This is a genomic window from Peptoniphilus grossensis ph5 (genome assembly GCF_000311825.1).
Taxonomy (GTDB): domain Bacteria; phylum Bacillota; class Clostridia; order Tissierellales; family Peptoniphilaceae; genus Peptoniphilus_A; species Peptoniphilus_A hominis.
Map to the genome: position 1 here is coordinate 150,221 of NZ_HE978567.1, position 21,573 is coordinate 171,793.

37 protein-coding genes are annotated in these 21,573 nt (G+C 36.4%); 2 read left to right on the forward strand and 35 right to left on the reverse strand.

What is annotated here, in order from left to right; translation table 11 throughout:
• Positions 1-7: 7 nt before the first annotated feature.
• The 35 genes from rplQ to HGPG_RS05185 form a co-directional block, all read right to left on the reverse strand.
• Positions 8-349, reverse strand: a complete 342-nt coding sequence (gene rplQ / locus HGPG_RS05015) for a 50S ribosomal protein L17 (RefSeq protein ID WP_019124971.1) — start codon at positions 347-349, stop codon at positions 8-10.
• 10 nt (positions 350-359) lie between these two features.
• The gene (locus HGPG_RS05020) at positions 360-1,307 is read right to left on the reverse strand and encodes a DNA-directed RNA polymerase subunit alpha (RefSeq protein WP_019124972.1); all 948 of its coding nucleotides are present in this window, start codon (positions 1,305-1,307) and stop codon (positions 360-362) included.
• Positions 1,308-1,333: 26 nt separating this feature from the next.
• Positions 1,334-1,729, reverse strand: coding sequence for a 30S ribosomal protein S11 (gene rpsK, locus HGPG_RS05025; RefSeq protein WP_019124973.1), 396 nt, complete (start codon positions 1,727-1,729; stop codon positions 1,334-1,336).
• Between the two features lie 12 nt (positions 1,730-1,741).
• On the reverse strand, positions 1,742-2,104 hold the full coding sequence (rpsM, locus tag HGPG_RS05030; RefSeq protein WP_019124974.1) for a 30S ribosomal protein S13: 363 nt from the start codon (positions 2,102-2,104) through the stop codon (positions 1,742-1,744).
• An 11-nt stretch (positions 2,105-2,115) separates the two neighbouring features.
• Complete coding sequence (rpmJ, locus tag HGPG_RS05035) at positions 2,116-2,229, reverse strand: 50S ribosomal protein L36 (RefSeq protein WP_010244353.1); 114 nt, start codon at positions 2,227-2,229, stop codon at positions 2,116-2,118.
• A 23-nt stretch (positions 2,230-2,252) separates the two neighbouring features.
• Positions 2,253-2,471 carry a translation initiation factor IF-1 gene (gene infA, locus HGPG_RS05040; RefSeq protein WP_005957367.1) on the reverse strand — a complete coding sequence of 73 codons (219 nt, stop codon included), beginning with the start codon at positions 2,469-2,471 and terminating at the stop codon, positions 2,253-2,255.
• Between the two features lie 18 nt (positions 2,472-2,489).
• Complete coding sequence (locus HGPG_RS05045; RefSeq protein ID WP_019124975.1) at positions 2,490-2,744, reverse strand: KOW domain-containing RNA-binding protein; 255 nt, start codon at positions 2,742-2,744, stop codon at positions 2,490-2,492.
• A 3-nt stretch (positions 2,745-2,747) separates the two neighbouring features.
• A complete protein-coding gene (locus HGPG_RS05050) occupies positions 2,748-3,389 on the reverse strand; it encodes an adenylate kinase (RefSeq protein ID WP_019124976.1) in 642 nt (213 codons plus the stop codon).
• A gap of 9 nt (positions 3,390-3,398) precedes the next feature.
• Positions 3,399-4,679 (reverse strand): preprotein translocase subunit SecY, encoded by a 1,281-nt coding sequence (gene secY, locus HGPG_RS05055; RefSeq protein WP_019124977.1) that lies wholly within the window; start codon positions 4,677-4,679, stop codon positions 3,399-3,401.
• Positions 4,679-5,128, reverse strand: coding sequence for a 50S ribosomal protein L15 (gene rplO / locus HGPG_RS05060; protein WP_019107904.1), 450 nt, complete (start codon positions 5,126-5,128; stop codon positions 4,679-4,681). The genes secY and rplO overlap by 1 nt, the downstream gene beginning before the upstream one ends.
• Before the next feature lie 13 nt (positions 5,129-5,141).
• On the reverse strand, positions 5,142-5,318 hold the full coding sequence (gene rpmD / locus HGPG_RS05065; RefSeq protein ID WP_019124978.1) for a 50S ribosomal protein L30: 177 nt from the start codon (positions 5,316-5,318) through the stop codon (positions 5,142-5,144).
• Between the two features lie 10 nt (positions 5,319-5,328).
• Positions 5,329-5,835, reverse strand: a complete 507-nt coding sequence (gene rpsE, locus HGPG_RS05070) for a 30S ribosomal protein S5 (RefSeq protein WP_019124979.1) — start codon at positions 5,833-5,835, stop codon at positions 5,329-5,331.
• A 13-nt stretch (positions 5,836-5,848) separates the two neighbouring features.
• On the reverse strand, positions 5,849-6,211 hold the full coding sequence (gene rplR, locus HGPG_RS05075; protein WP_019124980.1) for a 50S ribosomal protein L18: 363 nt from the start codon (positions 6,209-6,211) through the stop codon (positions 5,849-5,851).
• 15 nt (positions 6,212-6,226) lie between these two features.
• A complete protein-coding gene (gene rplF, locus HGPG_RS05080) occupies positions 6,227-6,763 on the reverse strand; it encodes a 50S ribosomal protein L6 (protein WP_019124981.1) in 537 nt (178 codons plus the stop codon).
• Positions 6,764-6,777: 14 nt separating this feature from the next.
• The gene (rpsH, locus tag HGPG_RS05085) at positions 6,778-7,173 is read right to left on the reverse strand and encodes a 30S ribosomal protein S8 (protein WP_019124982.1); all 396 of its coding nucleotides are present in this window, start codon (positions 7,171-7,173) and stop codon (positions 6,778-6,780) included.
• A gap of 29 nt (positions 7,174-7,202) precedes the next feature.
• The gene (locus HGPG_RS05090; protein ID WP_019107910.1) at positions 7,203-7,388 is read right to left on the reverse strand and encodes a type Z 30S ribosomal protein S14; all 186 of its coding nucleotides are present in this window, start codon (positions 7,386-7,388) and stop codon (positions 7,203-7,205) included.
• A gap of 11 nt (positions 7,389-7,399) precedes the next feature.
• Positions 7,400-7,945 carry a 50S ribosomal protein L5 gene (gene rplE / locus HGPG_RS05095; RefSeq protein ID WP_019124983.1) on the reverse strand — a complete coding sequence of 182 codons (546 nt, stop codon included), beginning with the start codon at positions 7,943-7,945 and terminating at the stop codon, positions 7,400-7,402.
• Positions 7,946-7,956: 11 nt separating this feature from the next.
• Positions 7,957-8,265, reverse strand: a complete 309-nt coding sequence (gene rplX / locus HGPG_RS05100; protein WP_019107912.1) for a 50S ribosomal protein L24 — start codon at positions 8,263-8,265, stop codon at positions 7,957-7,959.
• A gap of 14 nt (positions 8,266-8,279) precedes the next feature.
• A complete protein-coding gene (gene rplN / locus HGPG_RS05105) occupies positions 8,280-8,648 on the reverse strand; it encodes a 50S ribosomal protein L14 (RefSeq protein WP_019124984.1) in 369 nt (122 codons plus the stop codon).
• Positions 8,649-8,671: 23 nt separating this feature from the next.
• Positions 8,672-8,926 carry a 30S ribosomal protein S17 gene (gene rpsQ / locus HGPG_RS05110; RefSeq protein WP_019124985.1) on the reverse strand — a complete coding sequence of 85 codons (255 nt, stop codon included), beginning with the start codon at positions 8,924-8,926 and terminating at the stop codon, positions 8,672-8,674.
• A gap of 4 nt (positions 8,927-8,930) precedes the next feature.
• Positions 8,931-9,137: a 50S ribosomal protein L29 gene (gene rpmC / locus HGPG_RS05115; RefSeq protein WP_019124986.1), complete on the reverse strand. Its 207-nt coding sequence runs from the start codon at positions 9,135-9,137 to the stop codon at positions 8,931-8,933.
• A complete protein-coding gene (gene rplP, locus HGPG_RS05120) occupies positions 9,127-9,558 on the reverse strand; it encodes a 50S ribosomal protein L16 (RefSeq protein ID WP_019124987.1) in 432 nt (143 codons plus the stop codon). Before rplP ends, rpmC begins: the two co-directional genes overlap by 11 nt.
• 17 nt (positions 9,559-9,575) lie before the next feature.
• Complete coding sequence (gene rpsC / locus HGPG_RS05125) at positions 9,576-10,340, reverse strand: 30S ribosomal protein S3 (protein ID WP_019124988.1); 765 nt, start codon at positions 10,338-10,340, stop codon at positions 9,576-9,578.
• A gap of 11 nt (positions 10,341-10,351) precedes the next feature.
• On the reverse strand, positions 10,352-10,687 hold the full coding sequence (gene rplV / locus HGPG_RS05130; RefSeq protein WP_019124989.1) for a 50S ribosomal protein L22: 336 nt from the start codon (positions 10,685-10,687) through the stop codon (positions 10,352-10,354).
• Between the two features lie 11 nt (positions 10,688-10,698).
• Complete coding sequence (rpsS, locus tag HGPG_RS05135) at positions 10,699-10,983, reverse strand: 30S ribosomal protein S19 (protein WP_019107919.1); 285 nt, start codon at positions 10,981-10,983, stop codon at positions 10,699-10,701.
• 12 nt (positions 10,984-10,995) lie between these two features.
• A complete protein-coding gene (gene rplB, locus HGPG_RS05140) occupies positions 10,996-11,826 on the reverse strand; it encodes a 50S ribosomal protein L2 (protein ID WP_019124990.1) in 831 nt (276 codons plus the stop codon).
• Positions 11,827-11,844: 18 nt separating this feature from the next.
• Positions 11,845-12,132: a 50S ribosomal protein L23 gene (rplW, locus tag HGPG_RS05145; RefSeq protein ID WP_019124991.1), complete on the reverse strand. Its 288-nt coding sequence runs from the start codon at positions 12,130-12,132 to the stop codon at positions 11,845-11,847.
• Positions 12,132-12,755: a 50S ribosomal protein L4 gene (gene rplD, locus HGPG_RS05150; protein ID WP_019124992.1), complete on the reverse strand. Its 624-nt coding sequence runs from the start codon at positions 12,753-12,755 to the stop codon at positions 12,132-12,134. Before rplD ends, rplW begins: the two co-directional genes overlap by 1 nt.
• Before the next feature lie 17 nt (positions 12,756-12,772).
• Complete coding sequence (rplC, locus tag HGPG_RS05155; protein ID WP_019124993.1) at positions 12,773-13,405, reverse strand: 50S ribosomal protein L3; 633 nt, start codon at positions 13,403-13,405, stop codon at positions 12,773-12,775.
• Positions 13,406-13,463: 58 nt separating this feature from the next.
• On the reverse strand, positions 13,464-13,781 hold the full coding sequence (rpsJ, locus tag HGPG_RS05160) for a 30S ribosomal protein S10 (RefSeq protein ID WP_005957385.1): 318 nt from the start codon (positions 13,779-13,781) through the stop codon (positions 13,464-13,466).
• Positions 13,782-14,269: 488 nt separating this feature from the next.
• A complete protein-coding gene (gene ahpF, locus HGPG_RS05165) occupies positions 14,270-15,793 on the reverse strand; it encodes an alkyl hydroperoxide reductase subunit F (RefSeq protein ID WP_019124994.1) in 1,524 nt (507 codons plus the stop codon).
• On the reverse strand, positions 15,793-16,362 hold the full coding sequence (gene ahpC, locus HGPG_RS05170; protein WP_019124995.1) for an alkyl hydroperoxide reductase subunit C: 570 nt from the start codon (positions 16,360-16,362) through the stop codon (positions 15,793-15,795). Before ahpC ends, ahpF begins: the two co-directional genes overlap by 1 nt.
• A 163-nt stretch (positions 16,363-16,525) precedes the next feature.
• On the reverse strand, positions 16,526-17,326 hold the full coding sequence (locus tag HGPG_RS05175; RefSeq protein ID WP_019124996.1) for an ABC transporter ATP-binding protein: 801 nt from the start codon (positions 17,324-17,326) through the stop codon (positions 16,526-16,528).
• Complete coding sequence (locus tag HGPG_RS05180; RefSeq protein ID WP_019124997.1) at positions 17,323-18,351, reverse strand: FecCD family ABC transporter permease; 1,029 nt, start codon at positions 18,349-18,351, stop codon at positions 17,323-17,325. The genes HGPG_RS05175 and HGPG_RS05180 overlap by 4 nt, the downstream gene beginning before the upstream one ends.
• Positions 18,348-19,511 (reverse strand): ABC transporter substrate-binding protein, encoded by a 1,164-nt coding sequence (locus HGPG_RS05185; RefSeq protein WP_019124998.1) that lies wholly within the window; start codon positions 19,509-19,511, stop codon positions 18,348-18,350. Before HGPG_RS05185 ends, HGPG_RS05180 begins: the two co-directional genes overlap by 4 nt.
• A 193-nt stretch (positions 19,512-19,704) precedes the next feature.
• Between HGPG_RS05185 and HGPG_RS05190 the strand changes: the two genes are divergently transcribed.
• Together HGPG_RS05190 and HGPG_RS05195 are read left to right on the forward strand one after the other, a co-directional pair.
• Positions 19,705-20,502 (forward strand): electron transfer flavoprotein subunit beta/FixA family protein, encoded by a 798-nt coding sequence (locus tag HGPG_RS05190; protein WP_019124999.1) that lies wholly within the window; start codon positions 19,705-19,707, stop codon positions 20,500-20,502.
• Between the two features lie 8 nt (positions 20,503-20,510).
• Entirely contained in the window at positions 20,511-21,506 is a 996-nt protein-coding gene (locus tag HGPG_RS05195) for an electron transfer flavoprotein subunit alpha/FixB family protein (RefSeq protein ID WP_019125000.1), read from the forward strand.
• Positions 21,507-21,573 lie beyond the last annotated feature (67 nt).

Sequence of the window (21,573 nt, forward strand, 5' to 3'; positions counted from 1 at the left end):
GATTTCCTTATACTAATTCTATAATTGAAATTTCTGCACCGTCTCCACGTCTTGGACCCATCTTCAATACTCTAGTGTATCCACCATTTCTATCTGCATACTTTTCAGCGTATTCGTCAAATAATTTTGTAACAACATCTTCTGAATAAATATATGCTAAAGCTTGTCTTCTTGCGTGAAGGTCGCCTCTTTTTCCAAGTGTAATCATACGATCAGCAATCTTTTGAACTTCCTTAGCTCTTGTGTGAGTAGTTTGAATTCTACCTTCACGCAAAAGAGAAGTAACAAGGTTTCTAAGCATTGCCTTTCTATGACTTGAATTACGGCCAAGTTTTCTGTTTTTTGCCATAATGTCCTCCTTAATCTTCTTCAGCTTTGAGGCCAAGTCCTAATTCTTCAAGTTTTTCAGTTACTTCTAGTAGGGATTTTCTACCAAGATTTCTAACCTTCATCATTTCACTTTCAGTCTTATTAGTAAGTTCCTCAACGCTGTTTATTCCAGCTCTCTTTAGGCAGTTAAAAGACCTAACAGATAGATCTAATTCTTCAACTGTCATTTCGAGAACTTTTTCTTTTTGATCCTCTTCTTTTTCAACCATCAAATTTATTTCACTGACATGTTCTTTAAGGCCAATGAAGAGTTCAAGATGTTCTGTCAAGATTTTTGCTGCAAGAGATGTAGCTTCATCAGCTTTCATAGAGCCATCTGTTGTAACTTCAAGGATTAATCTATCATAATCAGTTCTTTGACCCACTCTTGTGTTTTCAACTTTCCAGTTTACTTTTTCCACAGGAGTGAAGTTAGAATCCATTGGAATAATTCCAATTTCAGTTATTTCATCCTTTTTAAGTTCAGAAGGTTCGTAGCCTCTTCCCTTTTCAACCATCATTTCAAGATAAAAATCAGCATCTTCATTTAGAGTCGCTATATGTTGATCTGGATTTATAATAGTTACATGAGGTTGAAGTTCAATGTCAGAGGCTTTAATTTCTCCCTTGCCCTTCTTTTCTATAATAAGTTTTACAGGTTCATCTTCAGTCATCTTTAAAACTATAGATTTAATATTTAAAACTATTTCAGGTACATCTTCCAATACTCCTGGAATTGTATCAAATTCATGTTCAACGCCGCGTATATTGATGAAAGATACAGCTGCGCCTGGTAGAGAGGAAAGTAGCACTCTTCTTAAGGAATTTCCAATAGTGATACCAAATCCAGCTTCTAGAGGTTCAACGACAAATTTGCCATATAAACCTGACTCATCTAATTCTTCAATACTAATCCTAGGTTTTTCAATTTCAATCATGGGTACCCTCCTTCTCGATAAATAGCTTAGACTCTTCTACGTTTTGGTGGCCTACATCCATTGTGAGGAATTGGAGTAACATCTTTAATCATAGTTACTTCAAGACCTGATGCTTGAAGAGATCTAATTGCAGCTTCTCTTCCTGAACCTGGACCCTTTACATATACATCAACGCTTTTTAATCCATGTTCTTTAGCCTTTTCAGCTGCTTCTTGTGCTGCTTCTTGTGCTGCAAAAGGAGTTGACTTTCTTGAACCTCTAAATCCAAGTTGTCCAGCACTTGCCCAAGATATAACATTACCGTTAATATCAGTAAGAGTAACCATAGTGTTGTTAAATGTTGAAGCTATGTGAGCTTCACCCTTTTCAATATTTTTACGAACACGTCTTCTTGAACGTGTAACTTTTTGTTTTTTAGCCATTAAAGTCCCCCCTTACTTACTTTTACTAACAAGTTTCTTAGGACCTTTTCTTGTCCTAGCATTAGTCTTAGTTTTTTGTCCTCTTACAGGAAGACCCATTTTATGCCTTCTTCCACGATAACAGTTGATTTCACGAAGTCTCTTGATGCTCATTGCAACATCACGACGCAAATCACCTTCTACGTGGTATTTATCTATTTCATCTCTAATTTTAGCAAGTTCAGCTTCAGTCAAATCTTTAACTCTTGTATCAAAATCAACGCCTGCAGCAGTTAAAATTGCTTGAGATCTAGGTTTTCCAATACCATAAATATAAGTGAGTCCGATTTCAACTCTCTTTTCTCTAGGTAAATCTACACCGGAAATTCTAGCCATAATTACCTCCCTTATCCCTGTCTTTGTTTATGTTTCGGATTTTCACAGATTACCATTACTTTTCCGTTTCTCTTAATAATTTTGCACTTTTCGCACATCTTTTTTACAGATGGTCTTACTTTCATTTAAATGCCTCCTAACCTTAGGATTATTTCTTTCTCCAAGTTATTCTTCCTCTTGTAAGATCATAAGGTGAAAGCTCAACTGTCACCTTATCACCAGGAAGAATTCTAATATAATTCATTCTCAATTTACCTGAAATATGAGCAAGTATGATATGTCCGTTTTCAAGTTCTACCTTGAAATGAGTGTTTGGAAGAGCGTCTACAACAACGCCTTCAACTTCGATTACATCTTCTTTAGCCATATTATTAAGGATCCTCCTTTAGCTATAAGGTAATAGTTTCTTCCTAATATAAGAATCGCTTAGATCTTTAAGGTCAAGATCAATAATGTCCTTATAAATATAAAGATGTTTTACCTTTTTTTTCTTTGGTCGATCTAGCTTTCTCAGTTTTCCATCAACAAGATAAAGGTAGTCTTTGTCGATAATATCAACTACCACAAAAACTTTTCCCTCATCTCTACCTTTTTTGGATCTTACAACTTGTCCCTTAAAAAGACTAAATGTATTATCCATGAACTATTCGAGACCATTAACTATATCTTCAAATACCTTGTCAATATCCTTAGCACCATCAATATCTACAAGAAGATTTTGTGCCCTGTAGTAATCAATAAGAGGTGCAGTTTGATCAAAGTAAACTGAAATTCTAGTTTTTACAGTTTCTTCAGTATCGTCATCTCTTTGAATAAGCTTAGTGCCATCCTTATCACAAATTCCTTCTTCCTTTGGAGGATTGAATTTAACATGATAAGTCATTCCACAAGTTTTACAAACTCGTCTTCCAACAGCTCTTTCTATTAAAATTTCAGGATCAACTGAAATATTAATAACCTTAGTTAATTTGTCATTGTTCTTGTCTAAAATAGAGTCAAGACTAACAGCTTGAGCCACAGTTCTTGGAAAACCATCTAATAGAAATCCTTCTTTAGCATCAGCCTTGTTAAGTCTGTCTTCAACAAGGGCGATTACAAGATCATCAGGAACTAAAAGACCCTTGTCCATATAAGACTTAGCTTCTTTACCAAGTTCTGTATTGTTCTTAATATTTTCTCTAAAGATATCTCCAGTTGAAATGTGTGGAATATTGTATCTTTCAACAATATATTCAGCTTGTGTGCCTTTGCCGGCCCCTGGAGGTCCCAATATAACTAATTTCATAAATGCCTCCTATTTATTCTTTAAGAAACCACGATAATTTCTCATGATTAATTGTTGTTCTAATACTCTATGAATTTCAAGTACAACACCAACTACGATGATAATTGATGTACCACCATAATTAAATTGTAGGCCTGAAATAAGTGTTAGTATAGTTGGAAGAACTGCAAGTATAGAAAGTGCAATTGCTCCCGGCATAACCAATCTATTTAAAGTTCTGCCTAAATAATCGCTTGTAGGTTTTCCTGGTCTAATACCACTAATAAAACCACCATTAGCTTGAAGGTTTTTAGAGTATTCAACAGTGTTGAATTGGATTGTAGTGTAGAAGAATGTGAAGAATACAATAAGAATAACAGTAAATATTATATAAATCACAGCTCCAGGTCCTCCAGCAGGAGTTAACCATTTTTGAATCCAATTTCTAGTTGATTCACTTGTAAACATAGCAATAGTTGCTGGAATAGCAAGAAGTGAGTTGGCAAAGATAATTGGCATAACACCAGTCATCAAAACCTTAATAGGAATATGAGTAGCTTGTCCGCCATACATCTTTCTTCCTACAACTCTCTTTGCATATTGCACAGGGATTCTTCTCTCACCTTCCGTAAGTGTTACTACAAATACAACAATTGCAATAGCAATTATTACAAATAGCACTAAGAAGATTGGGCTAGATTTGCCTGCCTTTACAAGAGCAATAGATTGAGCTATATCAATTGGAAATCTTGAAACAATACCTGCAAAAATTAAAATTGAAATACCATTTCCGATTCCATGTTCAGTTATTTGTTCACCTATCCAAACAAGTATAGAAGTACCTGCTACTATTGATAGGATTATAGTTGTGTATTCAAGAGCACTTGTAGCATCGATTGCTTTTCTAAAGAAACCAAAAGTATAACCAATTGCTTGAACAAGAGCTATAGCAGTAGAAAGATATCTAGTATATTTAGCTATTGCCTTTCTACCAGTTTCCCCTTCCTTTGCAAGAGATTCCAATGAAGGAATGGCAATTGTCAAAAGTTGAAGAATAATTGATGCAGTAACATATGGATAAATGTTAGCAGCAAAAATTGTAAATCGTCTAAAGTTACCTCCTGCCATTAAATCTAGGAAGGAGAAAATTGATCCGCCTGCTCCACTCATAAGTTGTGAAATAACTTGTGAGTTCATATAAGGAACGGCAATATGTGATCCAAGTCTATAAAGTAGAAGCATGAATAAAGTGAAAAGCATCTTCTTACGAAGAGATTCAATCTTCCATGCACTCTTAAAAGTGGATAGCATTAAATCACCTCGGCCTTTCCTCCGCAAGCCTCAATTTTTTCTTTAGCAGATTTTGAGAAATGCTGAGCTTTTACAGTAAGTTTTACATTTAATTCACCATCTCCCAAAATTCTAATTCCGTCTTTAGCTTTACCAGCTTTGATAAATTTGTTTTCTATTAAGAATTCAGGAGTGATTTCAGTTCCTTCTTCAAATACATTAAGATCTGCTACGTTAATAACTGCATATTCTTTCTTGAAGATGTTAGTAAATCCTCTCTTTGGAAGACGTCTAAATAGTGGCATTTGTCCACCTTCAAATCCAGGTCTTACTCCTCCGCCACTTCTAGCATTTTGTCCCTTGTGACCCTTGCCAGATGTTTTGCCAGTACCGGAACCTATTCCACGACCTACTCTTTTTCTAGCTTTAACTCCGCCGCCTTCATTAGGTCTTAAGTCATGTAACTTCATTAGGTACACCTCCTTATTCTACTACTTCGATCATATAATCGACTTGCTTTAACATACCCCTGATTTGAGGTGTATCATTTTTTTCAATAACTTGATTTAACTTAGTAAATCCAAGTGCTTTTATTGTTTTTCTGTGTTTAGGTACTTTGCCGATAGGACTTTTAACAAGTTTAATTTTAATTGTACTCATGATTTTCCTCCTATCCTAAAATTTCATCCGCTGATTTATTTCTAAGTCTTGCAACAGATTCAACAGTTTTAAGTTGTTTTAAACCTTCAATAGTTGCATTAACTGTGTTTCTTGGATTGTTTGTACCAATATTTTTAGTACGAATATCTGAAATACCTGCAAGTTCACATACAGCACGAACTGCACCGCCTGCGATAACTCCTGTACCTTCTCTTGCTGGTTTTAAGAAAACTCTACCTGCACCATAAATTCCAGTAACTTGATGAGGAATAGAAGTGTTTAGTAGGTTTACTTTAATAAGATGTTTTTTAGCATCTTGTGTTGCTTTTCTAATAGCTTCAGGAACTTCAAGAGCCTTACCTGTACCTACACCAACGTGTCCGTTTCTGTCGCCAACTACTACAAGAGCTGAGAATCTAAAGTTTCTACCACCCTTAACTACTTTGGCAACTCTGTTTATAGATACAACTCTTTCTTCAAGATCAAGTTCTGCCGCATTTATTAATGAACGCTCCATTACTTCCTCCTTCTTAGAATTTTAGTCCGGCTTCTCTAGCTGCGTCAGCAAGTGCTTTGACTTTTCCGTGATAAACATAACCACTTCTATCAAAAACAACTTCTTCGATACCCTTTTCTTTTGCCTTATTAGCAATAGAAGTACCAACAGCCTTTGCCGCTTCAATATTTCCAGTGTTTTCTAAATTCAATGACTTATCAAGAGTTGATGCACTTAATAAAGTGTTACCAGCCTCATCATCAATAAGTTGAGCATAGATGTGCTTTGATGATCTGTAAACTGAAAGTCTTGGTCTCATAGCAGTACCGGAGATATGATTTCTAAGTCTTTTGTGTCTTTTTATTCTGTTTTCATTTTTATTAATCTTTTTTAACACTTAAATTCTCCTCTCTTACTTACCAGTCTTACCAACTTTACGTCTTACATGTTCATCAGTGTATCTGATACCCTTCCCCTTATATGGTTCAGGTTCTCTGAAGCTTCTAATGAAAGCAGCATAAGCGCCAACTTGTTGTTTGTCATTGCCTCTTACGATAATTGAGTTTGGAGCAGGAACTTCAACTTCAATACCTTCTGGATCTTCAAGATCTAGAGGATGTGAGAAACCTAAGTTAAGAGAAAGAACCTTTCCCTTCTTAGCAGCTCTGTATCCAGTTCCTATTATTTCAAGAGATTTTGTATAACCTTCTGTAACGCCAATTATCATATTGTAGATTAGAGTTCTAGTTAAACCGTGAAGTGCCTTAATTCTTTTAATTTCATTTGGTCTTTCTACAGTGAGAACTCCGTCATTTAATTCTATTTTTAAATCTTTATCGAAAGATTGTGTTAGTTCACCCTTTGGTCCCTTAACAGTAACTGTTTGACCGTCAACTTTAACATCAACGCCCTTTGGGATTTCAATAGGTTTTTTGCCAATTCTTGACATTTTTCACCTCCAAATTACCAAACGTAGCAGATTACCTCTCCGCCAACTTTATCTTGTCTTGCTTTTTTATCTGTAATTATTCCCTTAGATGTAGAGATAATTGCAATTCCTAGTCCTCCAAGAACTTTAGGAACATCTTCGCACTTAACATAAACTCTAAGTCCCGGTTTAGATATTCTCTTTAAGCCAGAGATAACTTTTTCTCCGTCCTCTGAATACTTAAGATCAATCTTGATCATTCCTTGTTTGTCGTCTTCAACAACATCGAATCCTTTAATATAGCCTTCATCAAGAAGAATTTGAGCTATTTCTCTTTTAATTTTAGAGCAAGGAATATCAACAGATTTGTGTCTTGCATTATTTGCATTTCTAATTCTTGATAGCATATCTGCAATTGGGTCTGTCATCATATCAGTTTGCCTCCTTTCATCTAAGGCTTTTACCAGCTAGCTTTTCTTACGCCAGGAATTTGTCCCTTGTACGCAAGTTCTCTAAAGCATATTCTACATATTCCATATTTTTGTAAAACAGCATGTGGTCTTCCACAGATTTTACATCTAGTATATTCACGAGAAGAATACTTTTGTTTCCTCTTTTGTTTTGCAATCATTGATTTTTTTGCCACAATGTACCTCCTTAAGCCTTAGCAAAAGGCATTCCCATTTTGTCTAGGAATTCTTTAGCTTCTTCATCAGTATTAGCAGTAGTTACAATAACAATGTCCATTCCTCTAATAGCGTCAACCTTATCATATTCAATTTCAGGGAAGATAAGTTGTTCTTTAAGACCAAGGGCATAGTTTCCTCTACCATCAAAAGCAGTAGGCTTAACACCTCTAAAGTCTCTAACTCTTGGAAGTGCAACATTCATTAATTTGTCTAAGAATTCATACATTCTTTGTCCTCTTAGAGTAACCTTAACACCAACATTTTGTCCTGCACGAAGTTTAAAGTTGGCAATTGATTTTCTTGCTTTAGTAACAACAGCCTTTTGACCAGCTATAGTAGTAAGTTCTTCTACTGCTGATTCAAGAGCCTTGTGGTTATCCTTAGCTTCACCAATACCTATGTTAATAGTGATTTTTTCAAGTTTCGGTACTTCCATAACATTTCTATAGTTGAAATGTTCCATTAGGTGGCCCACAACTTCTGTCTTATATTTTTCTTGTAATCTTGAAGTCATTATTCTACCCCCTATTTAATGTTCTTTCCGCTAGACTTTGCATATCTAACTTTTTTTCCGTCTTCAAATTTATAGCCAATTCTTGTAGCCTTTCCTGATGCACTGTCAAAGTACATAACATTAGATACATGAATTGGAGCTTCCATTTTTTCTATTCCACCTGGGTTTTGAGGTCCTCTAGGTTTAATGTGTTTAGTAACAATATTTACCTTTTCAACAACTACTAAATCTTTTTTAGGAATTGTTCTTAGGACTTTACCAGTTTTGCCTTTATCTTTTCCGGCTATAACTTTTACGATGTCATCTTTTTTAATTTTCATATTACACCTCCAAATTATAGTACTTCCGGAGCTAGAGAAATAATCTTCATAAAGTTTCCAGCTCTTAGTTCTCTAGTTACAGGTCCAAAAATACGAGTGCCAACAGGGCTTCTATCATCTTTAATTACAACAGCAGCATTATCATCGAAGCTAATGTAAGATCCATCTTTTCTGCTGATACCCTTGTTTGTTCTAACAATAACTGCTTTTACAACAGCACCTTTTTTGACAACGCCACCGGGTGTTGCATTCTTCACAGAACACACTACAATATCTCCGATAGAAGCTGTCTTTCTATTAGTTCCACCAAGGACTTTAATTACAGATAGTTCTCTTGCACCTGAATTGTCAGCAACACGCAATCTTGTTTCTTGTTGAATCATGTTATTCTCCTTTCAAGTTAAAATTATTGAGCCTTTTCAATAATTTCTACAAGTCTCCATCTTTTATCTTTACTTAGTGGTCTAGTTTCCATAAGTTTTACGCGATCACCAATACCACATTCATTATTTTCATCATGAGCCTTGAATTTAGTAGTCTTCTTAAATCTCTTTTTGTAAATTGGATGAGTTTTTAAAGTTTCAGTTTGAACTACAATAGTCTTATCCATTTTATCACTTACTACAATTCCTGTTATAGTTTTTCTTGAATTTCTTTCCATGAGATTAAGCCTCCTTTCCAACTTCAAGTTCACGTTCTCTAATGATCGTTTTAACTCTTGCTATATCTCTTTTAACACTTTTAATACTTGATGGATTGTCAAGTTGACCAGTGGCCAATCTGAATCTCAAATTAAAAAGTTCATTTTTAAGTTCAATAACTTTCTTATTTAAATCTTCGCTTGACATCTTGCGAATTTCATTAGCCTTCATTTGAGTCACCATCCTTATCTTTCATAACGAATTTAGTTCTCACAGGGAGTTTCATAGATGCAAGTCTCATAGCTTCTCTTGCAACATCTTCAGAAACACCGCCCATTTCAAATAAAATTCTTCCTGGTTTAACTACTGCAACCCAATACTCTGGAGCACCTTTACCGGAACCCATACGAGTTTCAGCAGGTTTTTCAGTAACAGGTTTGTCTGGGAAAATCTTAATCCAGATATTTCCACCTCTACGAATATATCTTGTCATAGCACGACGTGCTGCTTCTATTTGATTTGAAGTTATCCAACAAGGTTCTAAAGCTTTTATACCATATTCGCCGTATGCAAGCTCATTACCACGCATAGCCTTGCCCTTCATTCTGCCTCTGTGAACTTTACGATATTTTACTCTCTTAGGCATCAACATGACTATTCCTCCCTTCTTTAAGACTCTTTATTTTTATTGTCTCTTCTATTATTTCTATTAAAATTATTGTTTCTATTATCGCGTCTCTTGCGGTTTCTGTTATCTCTATTGTCTCTATTGTCTCTAGGTTTTCTTCTTGAATCTTCTCTTAGTTCAGGAAGAACTTCGCCCTTATAAAGCCAAACTTTAACGCCAAGCTTACCATAAGTAGTATCAGCTTCAGCGAAACCGTAGTCGATATCAGCTCTTAATGTTTGAAGAGGAATAGTTCCTTCAGAATAACCTTCAGTTCTTGCCATATCTGCACCGCCAACACGGCCTGATACAGAAGTCTTAATACCAAGAGCTCCTTGACGCATAGTTCTTTGGATAGCTTGTTTCATTGCACGTCTAAATGCAACTCTTCTTTCAAGAGATTCAGCAATAGCTTCAGCAACGATTTGTGCGTCTAAATCTTGGTTCTTAATTTCTTCAACATTTATTACAACAGATTTATTTGTTAGCTTTTCAATTTCAGCTCTAAGTTCTTCAACTCCAGCGCCACCACGGCCAATAACCATACCTGGTTTAGCTGTGTGAATTGAAACTTTAACTCTGTTAGCAGCTCTTTCGATTTCAATTTTAGAAATACCTGCAGTATAGAGTTTTTTCTTAACATATTTTCTAATATTGTTGTCTTCAACTAAAAGATCGGCAAAATTTTTCTTGTCTGCATACCATTTTGAATCCCAATCTTTGATTACTCCAACACGAAGTCCATGTGGGTTTACTTTTTGGCCCATTCTCTACCTCCTTACTCTCTTTCTGCTACTACAACGCCAATGTGACTTGATCTTTTAAGGATTGGATAAGCCATACCCTTAGCCTTAGGACGAAATCTCTTCATAGTAGGTCCGTCATTAGCGTATGCTTTCTTCACATAAAGATCGCTTCTGTCTAAATTAAGGTTGTTTTCAGCATTAGCTACAGCTGATTTTAATACCTTATAGAGTTCATGAGCTCCCCTCTTATTAGTAAACTTTAAAATAGAGAGGGCCTCATCAACGCTTTTGCCGCGTATTTCAGCGCAAATATAATTCACCTTAAGAGGTGATATTCTTACATATTTTGCAATTGCTTGTGCTTGCATTTTAACCCTCCTTATTTAACTGTTGTGCTCTTTTCGCTCTTGCCGCCGTGGCCTCTATATGTTCTTGTTGGAACAAATTCACCTAATTTATGTCCTACCATGTCTTCAGTAATATATACTGGCACATGTTTTCTGCCGTCATGAACAGCAATTGTGTGTGAAACAAATTCAGGGAAAATAGTTGAGCGACGAGACCAAGTTTTAATTACTTTCTTTTCATTTTTTTCATTAAGCTCGTCAACCTTCTTTAGAAGGTGTTCATCAGCAAATGGTCCTTTTTTTATTGATCTACTCATTATACCCTCCGATTACTTAGTTCTTCTTCTTACTATATACATATCAGATTTTTTAGATTTCTTTCTAGTCTTAAGTCCTAGAGCTTTCTTGCCCCAAGGAGTCATAGGTGAAGGTCTACCTACTGGAGTTCTACCTTCTCCACCACCATGAGGGTGATCAACAGGGTTCATTGCAGATCCTCTAACATGAGGTCTGTTTCCAAGATATCTGCTCTTACCTGCTTTACCTAAAGTGATAAGTTCATGAGAAATATTTCCAACTTGTCCAATAGTTGCCTTACATCTTTGGTTAACTAATCTAAATTCACCTGAAGGAAGTCTAAGTTGAGCATATTTTCCTTCTTTTGCCATAAGTTGAGCTGATGATCCAGCACTTCTTGCAATTTGACCGCCCTTTCCAGGAGTCATTTCGATGTTGTGAACAGTAGTACCAACAGGGATATCAGCAAGCATTAGTGCATTACCAACTTTGATATCTGCATCTGATCCTGATTCTACAATATCGCCAACCTTAAGTCCGTTAGGTTGAATGATGTATCTCTTTTCACCATCAGCATAAGATAAAAGTGCAATGTAAGCAGTTCTATATGGATCATATTCAATAGCTTGTACTTTTGCAGGAATATTGTCTTTATCTCTTTTTAAATCTATAATTCTATATTTTCTCTTAACTCCGCCGCCTCTATGTCTACTAGTAATTCTACCTTGAGAATTTCTACCGGCAGTTTTACTGAAGCTAACTAGAAGAGATTTTTCAGGTGTAGTCTTAGTAATCTCATCGAAAGTAGCAACAGTCATCTTTCTACGGGCAGGAGTTGTAGGTTTAAATCCTCTAATCGCCATTTTAATACCTCCTACTTATCAAATAGAATCAAAAAATTCTATTGGTTCTGAGTCATCAGTAAGTTTAACTATAGCCTTTTTCCATGAAGGACGTCTTCCTTGATGAACTCCTTGTCTCTTTAATTTTCCACGCATATTCATTGTATATACTTTTTCAACCTTAACGCCGAAGATTTCTTCAACAGCTGCTCTGATTTCAGGCTTAGTGGCATCCTTTGGCACTTCAAAAGTGTACTTATTTTCTGCCATCATGTCCATACTTTGTTCAGTAACTAAAGGTCTTTTAATAATGTCAAATTTATTCATCAGTTAAAAACCTCCTCAACAACATCAAGTGCAGCCTTAGTGATAATTAAGTTATCGTATTTTAATAAATCATAAACATTAATATCAGTAGCTCTTGATGTCTTTACACCAGCGATATTTCTTGCAGCTCTTTGAACATCTTTTTCGTCGTCATTAACAACTACAAGAGCCTTTCCTCCTGCCTTAATATCCTTTAAGATGTTGGCGAAAATCTTTGTCTTTGGTTCTTCCATAGTTAATTTGTCAACAAGGATTATTTCACCATCTTGTAATTTTGTAGTAAGAACTGATCTAAGAGCAGCTCTTCTAGTTTTCTTAGGAGTTGTGTAAGAGTAATCTCTAGGTTTCTTAGCGAAAACAACTCCGCCGCCTCTCCATTGAGGTGATCTAATGGAACCTTGTCTTGCACGACCAGTTCCCTTTTGTCTCCAAGGTTTTCTTCCGCCGCCACGCACTTCAGCACGAGTCTTAGCAGAGTGAGTACCTTGTCTATTATTAGCCAAAATATTTTTAACAACTAAATAAACAGCATGAGTGCTTACAGGAGCATCAAATAGCCCTTCACTTAGTTCGACTTCTTCAACAGGATTTCCCTTAATGTCAATCATTTGAATTTTAGGCATTTCTTTACCTCCCTATCTTATTTAGTCATTTTAGTAGTGCTTTTAATTCTAACAGTTCCCTTCTTAGGTCCTGGAATAGCACCCTTAACTAAAATTAAATTTTTATCTGTATCTATTCTAACAATTTCAAGGTTTTGAACAGTAACTCTTTCGTTACCCATTTTTCCAGCCATTCTGTGGTTTTTGAATACTTTTCCTGGATAAGAAGCAGCACCCATACCACCTGGCATTCTGTGGAACTTAGAACCGTGAGTTTCTCTACCACGACCGAAGTTGTGGCGTTTAATAATACCAGCAGTTCCTTTACCCTTTGAAGTACCGATAACATCAACATGTTCTCCAACTTCAAATAAATCTACCTTTATTTCATCGCCAAGATTGTAAGACTCAACATCATCAGTTCTAAATTCAGAAAGATGTTTTCTATATCCTACGCCTGCCTTGTCGAAATGTCCCTTCTCAGGTTTGTTAAGTTTCTTTTCCTTAACTTCATGTGTTGCAACTTGGATAGCATTGTAACCATCGCTTTCAATAGTTTTCTTTTGCACAACAACATTTGGTTCTACTTCAATAACTGAGACAGGAGTGACAATACCCTCTTCATCAAAAATTTGGGTCATGCCAATTTTTTTACCTACTAAATATTTCATGTTGCACCTCCTAATATTTACAGCGGACTTCTATTTAGAAGTCATATAAAGCAAAGTTTTAAAGTTTAATTTCTATATCTACACCAGCTGGTAGATTTAACTTCATAAGTGAATCTACAGTCTTTTGTGTAGGATTAAGTATATCAATTAGACGCTTGTGAGTTCTTTGCTCAAATTGTTCTCTTGAATCCTTATACTTGTGTACAGCTCTTATAATTGTGATGATTTCCTTTTCTGTTGGAAGAGGAATTGGTCCAGAAACTTCTGCACCGCTCTTTTTAGCAGCATCAACAATTCTTAGTGCTGAATTATCAAGTAATTCGTGATCATAAGCTTTAAGTTTAATTCTGATTTTTTGTTTGCCTTTGTTAGACATATTTACCTCCTATTCGCTAAAGCCTTACTTGCGAATGGGGTTATCGATAAACGCACCCTTGTGTATCAAGTGGCCCGTCTGAAAAAAATAACCCGCGCCCAAGTCCAGCTTGGACTTCTCTGTCATAATTACCTCGAAACTCCTTTTTTTCAACAAAATCTCAAGCAACTTATGACTTCATCGCAACTTTCTTTTTTAAACGCTCTGGTATTATATAACAAATAAAGCCACTTGTAAAGGAAATTTACACATTTTTTTAAAATTTTTTTAAAAAATTTTATTTTTCTCTTAGACAAATTTTTTCTTCAAAAAAATAAATTATTTTGCTAGAAAAATTTCCTTAGACAAAAATTTTTACAAATTTTTATTTTTTTCTATTATATATAAATAAAGAGCCTTAAAAATTTTCCCATAAAAAATATACACTTTCAAAAATCCAAGACATCAAAAAAGAAGTAGGTCGCCCCTACTTCTTTTTAATAGAAACTTCAATTTCCCTTAGTCATTAAATAATTGTAGGCACCAAGGGCTGCTGTCGCACCTGATCCCTCTGCAATTACAATTTGTTTGAAGGCTGAGTTAGTGCAGTCCCCTGCCCCATAAATTCCTTCAAGATTTGTTGCTCCAAATTCATTTACAATTATTTCACCGCGAGGATTCTTTTTAACATTGTCAAGCCATTCTGTCATTGGCACAAGTCCAACTTGAATAAAGCATCCGTCAGTGGCTTCTTCTATAACTTGTCCAGAGACCCTGTCCTTGTAGGTGATTTTTTCAAGAAACTTTTCCCCACTTAAGGCTTGAGTTTCTGCATTAGTAACTATTTTTACATTTTTAAATCCCCTAAGCTTGTCTTGGAGAAGCTTATCTGCCTTTAATTCAGGCAAAAATTCTAGGACTAGGACTTCTCTTGCTATGCTGGCAAGGTCTATGGCTGCTTCTATGCCAGAGTTTCCTCCACCAATTACTGTAACCTTCTTGCCTCTAAATAGTGGTCCATCACAGTGAGTACAGTAGGCGACGCCCTTGTTCCTAAATTCAATTTCTCCAGGAATGCCAATGAGCCTCCACTTAGCACCTGTAGCTATAACAATAGTCCTTGCGAAGAGATTTCCCTTATCTGTTAGGATCTTTAACTTCTCGTCTCTCTCTATGCCTGTAACTGATAGTCCTTCAATGACTTCTACCTTGTACTTGTCAAGATGTGCCTTGACATCCTCCATATACTTGGGACCCTCTGTGTAGGCTATGCCCGTAATATTTTCTATGGCAAGAGTTTCCTTTACTTGACCGCCAAATTCCTCGGCTACAAGGGCAGTTGTTATCCCTTTTCTCGCTGCATAGATGGCTGCTGTCGCCCCACCAGGGCCTCCACCTATTACCAGACAGTCATAAATAGGTTTTTCTTCAAGCCTTAGGTCAACTTCTTCCTTCTTTATCTTATTTAAGATTTCATTTAAGGAAATTTTTCCTCTGTTAAAGATTTCTCCATTTACATAAGTTGTTGGCACTGCAAGTACACCAAGGTCTTCAACATAGTCAGTGAAGACAGACCCGTCCACCATTGTGTGGGAGATCTTTGGGTTTATGACTGCCATAATATTTAGGGACTGAACTACTTCAGGGCAGTTGTGGCAAGATAGGCTGACCATGGTTTCGAAATTCATTTCATCCTCTATTGCCATAATCCTTTCCCTAGTCTTGTCATCAATCTTGGGTGGGCGACCCCCAACTTGTAGGATGGCAAGTATAAAGGACTCAAACTCGTGTCCAAGGGGTATGCCTGCAAAATTGATTCCACTACTACTATCTGATGAAAGGCTAAAGCTTGGCTTAAACTTTAGTTCCTCCTCCTTTATTTTTATTTTGTCAGAAAGTCCCCCTAGCTCATCTAAGAACTTTTTTAAGTCCCTTGAATTTTCTGTATCATCAAGGTCTACTGAAATTACAACTTCCTTTTCAAGAAGCTTAAAATATTCAGCAACCTGATTTTTTAAACTTTGATCTAACATTAGATCTTGCCAACTAGGTCTAGTCCTGGAGTTAAAGTCTTGCCAGATTGCTTCCATTTTGCTGGACATACTTGGCCAGGATTGTTTCTTACAAATTGTCCTGCGCGAATCTTGTCAATAACTTGACTTGCATCACGGCCAATGCCATCTGCATTGATTTCCAAAGTTTGGATCACTCCATCTGGATCAATTATAAAAGTAGCCCTTTGTGCAAGGCCTGCTTCTTCATCAAGGACATCAAAGTCCCTTGCAATTGACTTGTGGGGGTCAGCCAGCATTGTGAACTCAAGCTTACTAATAGCTTCAGAGTGGTCATGCCATGCCTTGTGAACGAAGTGAGTGTCAGTTGACATAGAGTAAACTTCAGCTCCAAGTTCCTTTAACTTTCCATATTGTTCTTGCATGTCTTCAAGTTCAGTTGGACATACAAAAGTAAAATCAGCAGGGTAGAACATTAAAACTGTCCACTTGCCTTCAAGGTCCTTGTTAGAAACCTCTACAAACTCTTCCTTGCTAGGGGCATAGCCCATAGTTTTAAACTCAGGTATTTTCTTTCCAATTTGTGACATATTGTCCTCCTTATATTTTTAAAGTTTATTTGATATTCTCTATCAATTTATCTATACCCGCAAAAACCCGGGATTTTTAAATATATAATCTTTTTAATCTTAAATCCCCCTGTATAATAAAAAAAAGAAGTATGACCTCCATACTTCTCTTCCACTATATTTTCTACTTTAAATTTTCATCTTCTATGCCAAGAGGAATTATACTCTCGTAAGCTTTGCCAGCCACAGAAATTTTTTCTATCTTCACCTCAACAGAAAAAGATTTTTTCAAGTTCTCTCCATTTAAAACTTCTCTCGACTCTCCAAACTTATAAGTTTTGTCGTAACTTAATAGAAGACATTTGTTAGAAATTTTTAGGGCGTGGTCTGGATAGTGGGTGTTCATGACAATAATCACCCCACTTGCGGAAAGTTTTTTTATCAAATCTAAAATAATAATTTGGTTTTTGTAGTCAAGGCCACTTTCTGGCTCGTCTAAAATAATTATTTTTGGCTCCTTGACAAGGCTTCTGGCTATTAAAAGCATTTGCAGCTCTCCACCACTCATTTCATTGGCAAGCTTGTCTGCAAGATGGTCTATCCCTATCATCTTCATGACTTCCCTCGCCCTCTCAATTTCTCTTTGACTAGGCCTTTCAAAAATATTTAAGGATGAAGTTGAGCCAAAGAGGACCATTTCAAGTCCAGTGTAGGAAAAGGAAAAATTCCTCTTTTGTGGAATGTAGGAAATTTTTGACCAGACTTCTCTTTCCTTCATGGCAGAAATATTTTTGCCATCAATAAAAGTCTCGCCCCTAGTCCAAGGAAGAAGTCCCGTCAAACACTTTATGAGAGTTGTCTTTCCCACTCCATTGGGTCCAAGAATTGAAAGGACATCACCATCACCTAGAGAAAAATTTATGTCCCTTAAAATATAGTCTGTCTTTTTAAATTTAAAAAATCCCTTGGAAACTTCTAATTTCATTTGAATATTCCTCCAGACCTTCTCATGAGCATTATAAAAATTGGCGCCCCAATAATTGCAGTGAGAACTGAAATTGGAAGCTCAATTACAGAAACTGTCCTTGATAGGGCTTCAATTAAGACCATAAAGCCTGCACCAAAGCTTATGCCAAAGGGCAGAGTGTAAAGATTATTTGCCCCAATGAGCATCCTAACGAGATGGGGAATGATAAGGCCAATCCAACCAATTTGCCCGCAAATGGAGACGCTAGATGCAGTGATTATTGTTGAGGCCAGTATAAAAATAAATCTTGTCCTCTTAACATTTACGCCCAGAGACCTTGCCTCTTCCTCTGATAGGGAAAGGAGATTTAAACTCCAGCTCATCTTATAAATTACAAAAATAGAAATTATAATGAGAGGCCCTGCCAAGACTAGGTTCTTGTAAGAAGTCCTGCCAAAGGAACCCATTAGCCAATAAGTAATTTGTGGCAGCTTGTCCATGGGGTCAGCTGTGTATTTTAATAGGGAGCTAAAGGCATTGGCAAGAGAGGATACAATAATCCCAGCCAAGACTAGCATGACAATGGAAGACTCATCTCTCCTCACGAGATTTATGGTGATAAAAATTGAAATGAGACCAGTAACAAGGGCAATGATTTGAATGCCCATAGTGTCAAGAGAAAGTAAAATCCCAATAATTGCCCCAAGGCTTGAGGCACTTGTCACTCCTAAAATATCTGGTGTTGCCAGTGGATTTGAAAAGATAGCTTGAAAGGCAATGCCTGCCACAGTAAGACCTGCACCCACTATTAGGGCAGTGAGAATCCTTGGCAACCTTATCTTAAAAATTAAGGACTCCATCATAGGGTCCAAATCTCTTCTTAATATGTAATTTTTAAATAAATTTATTATTTCAGAAATATTTACCTTCATCCTGCCCATAGAAAGTGCAAGAAGTGCACAGACTAGGGGAAGAATGAATAAAATAAGATACACAGAGAGACGGAGTTTCCCGTCATCTCTAGTGCAATATTTTTTTATCATATATTAAACATATCCTCGATTTGTTCATCAGTAAGTTCATAATTGTACCATTTTTGATAGTAGTCTTTAATAACTTTCTTTAAGTCGTAGTCCTTAAAGGCATCTGGATAAGTTTCGCTAGCTAGCCATGCAAGAACAAGTGGAGCGTCTGGGTTTGGTGTTAGCCAGTTCCACATGCCAAGCTTTGAGTTGTAAACTCTCTTGTCCATAACAGATTTTAAGTTAGAAAAATCAAAACCCTCTACAGAATTGTTGTAGACATCTTCAGTCTTAATATTTAAAAGGCCAGGTCCATCAAGATAAAATACATCTGGGTTCCAAGAATAAATTTGTTCAACATTTACCTTGGCATAGCCCTTTGCTTCTTCAGCCACATTTTTTACCTTTAGTCTCTTTAGCCAGAAGTCGCCAAAAGTTCCCTTGCCGGCAACAATTGGAGTGCCCTCTTGATACTTCCAAAGGATCATGCCGCTAGGTCTTTTTTCATCAGGGACTTTCGCAATTCTTTCTTCAACATCCTTAACAATATCATCGCCAGCTGCTAAAAAATTATCCATCTTTCCCTTTTCGCCAAAGACATCTTCAAGAAGCTTTAGCCACTCTCCATACCTATTTATTGGGTCAGCAGGAGTGTCTGCTCCCATAGTTGCAAAGCCAATACATGGTACTCCAGTCTTAGATAGCTTTTCGTATCTATCTTGGTTTTTTGCATTGTAGAAAATTACATCTGGCTTTAACTTCATAATTTCTTCCACATTGATGTCTGATTGACCTTGAACAGTGTTAGTGGCATCTAAAAGTTCTGGTGCCATGTCCTTTAAAACTGTTTCAGAAATAACTTGCTTTAAGGATCCAGCATAGCCCACAATGTAAGGAGCCTTGCCTTCATTGTATGCCATGTAAGTTGAAAGAATTGGCACTTGGTCAATTACAATCTTTTCAATTTTATTTGGCACCTCAACTTCGTGACCTGCGTGGTCGGTTACTATGTGACTTCCAGCCTCATCTTTTGTAGCAACTTTTTCCTCGCTAGAAACATTATTTGTTCCTGCATTTTTTTCTTCGCTATCTTCTTTTTTACCGCATCCGCCTAAAATTCCTGCCATCATAATAAAAACTAAGAGCAGGCTTAGGATCTTTTTAAACTTTAAATTTTTCATTTTTTCTTCCTTTCTTTATAAAATTAATTATTTTAAAACAAATAACCCTCTATATATTATAATACAGATAGAAAATTTTTTAAGTAATTTATGAAATAAAATAATTTCATTAAATCTAGGACTGTTAAATACTTTAATCATTTTGGGGTATGATATAATTATGATGAATAATTAATAAATTTTAGGAGGAACTATGAAAATATTATTATTGATGAAAACTGTTCCTGACACAACTAATGCGAGAATCGATCCAGAAACTAATAACTTAATTAGAGATGGAATTAAAACTATAATAAATCCATCTGACCTATGCGGATTGAAATTTGCATTAAATATATCAGAACAAGTAGAAGAAGATGTTGAGATTGATGTCCTAACTATGGGCCCACCATCTGCAGAAAAATATTTGCGTGAATGTATCCAAATGGGTGCAGAAGAAGCCTATCTATTGGCAGGACTTGAATTTAAGGGTTCTGACACAATAGCAACTTCCTACGCCCTAGCTGAAGCAGCAAAATCCATTGGAGACTACGACATAATCTTTACTGGCGATCAAACTATGGACGGCGACACTGGACAAGTTGGCCCACAAGTTGCAGAAAGACTTGGCATGAACCAAGTGACTTATGTCTCAGACATTAACTATGTAGACGGCGAATTTGAAGTTAAGAGAAATATTGGCACAGGCATTGAAACTATAAAACTTTCCACACCTTTTGTGGCATCTGCACTTAAGGGCTCTGTAAATAAACCTTCAAAATTTGCCCTAAAAAGAAGCGCCATTGCAAAAGAAAAAGAAATTCACGAAATGACTCCATCATCTCTTGGACTTGACCTTGAAAAACTTGGACAAAAGGGATCTCTTACAATTGTAAAAGATTTGTCTGCTCCAAGAAAATCCGAAGCAGGAAACCTTATTGACAAGGGCTCTGCCAAAGAAAATATAGAAGAAGTCATAAAGATCTTAGAAGATAAGAAAATATTAGTGTAGGTGATAAAATGAAAAAAGGAAATATTTGGGTAGTAAACGAAGCTTCAGAAGGTTCACTTTCACTTATTACTAAAGAAACTATGTCAAAGGCAAGAGAACTTTCTGATGAATTAAATAAAGAACTTGTAGCTATTGAAATTGGCTACAAAAATGAAGAGCTTGCAAAGGAATCAGGCTACTACGGTGCCGACAAGGTAATCAAAGTAGATGACGAACTTTTAGAAAATTACAATACCTTAGCCTATGCAAAAGTTTTGGAAGCCCTAATGGAAAAATACGATCCAGCAATAGTCATGCTGCCAGCCAGCCACAATGGTCGTGACTTGGCAGGTAGAGTTTCAGCAAGAAGACATGTTGGCCTTGTTGCCGATTGTTCATCAGTTGAACTAACAGAAGATAAGGCCGACATCAAATGGATAAGACCATCCTTTGACGGAAAATTATTCTGCGATGTAAGAATTTTATCTGAAACAATGATGGCAACTATTGGAAGAGGCTCTTTCGTAGAAGCTCCTCGCGACGAAAAAAGAGAAGTTGAAATAATAAAAGAAGAAGCTGGACTAAGTGAAGAAGATGTTAAGACAAAATTCATTGATTTTGAAAAAGCTGACATCAATCCACTTCTCGATAAACTTCTTAATTCAAAGGTAGTTGTATCTGGCGGCAGAGGACTTGGCGGCCCAGAAAACTGGCACCTAGTAGAAGAACTTGCAGACGCCCTTGGCGGTGCTGTTGGAGCAACTAAAGCTGTAACAGACCTTGGCTGGTGCGACAAAGACCTACAAGTTGGTGTAACTGGTGTCCAAGTAAAACCAGACCTATACATTGCCCTTGGCATCTCTGGAGCCATCCAACACACAAAGGGCATGGAAAATTCTGCAACAATTATTGCCATCAACAATGACCCAGATGCAACAATCTTTAACACAGCATCCTACGGAATAGTTGACGATTTATTTAACATAGTTCCAGACTTAATAGAAGAAATAAAAAATAGAAAATAAAATAATTTAATGATAAGAAAAACCGAGACGAGTCTCGGTTTTTTTGGTTTTCACAGCAAATGCGAGC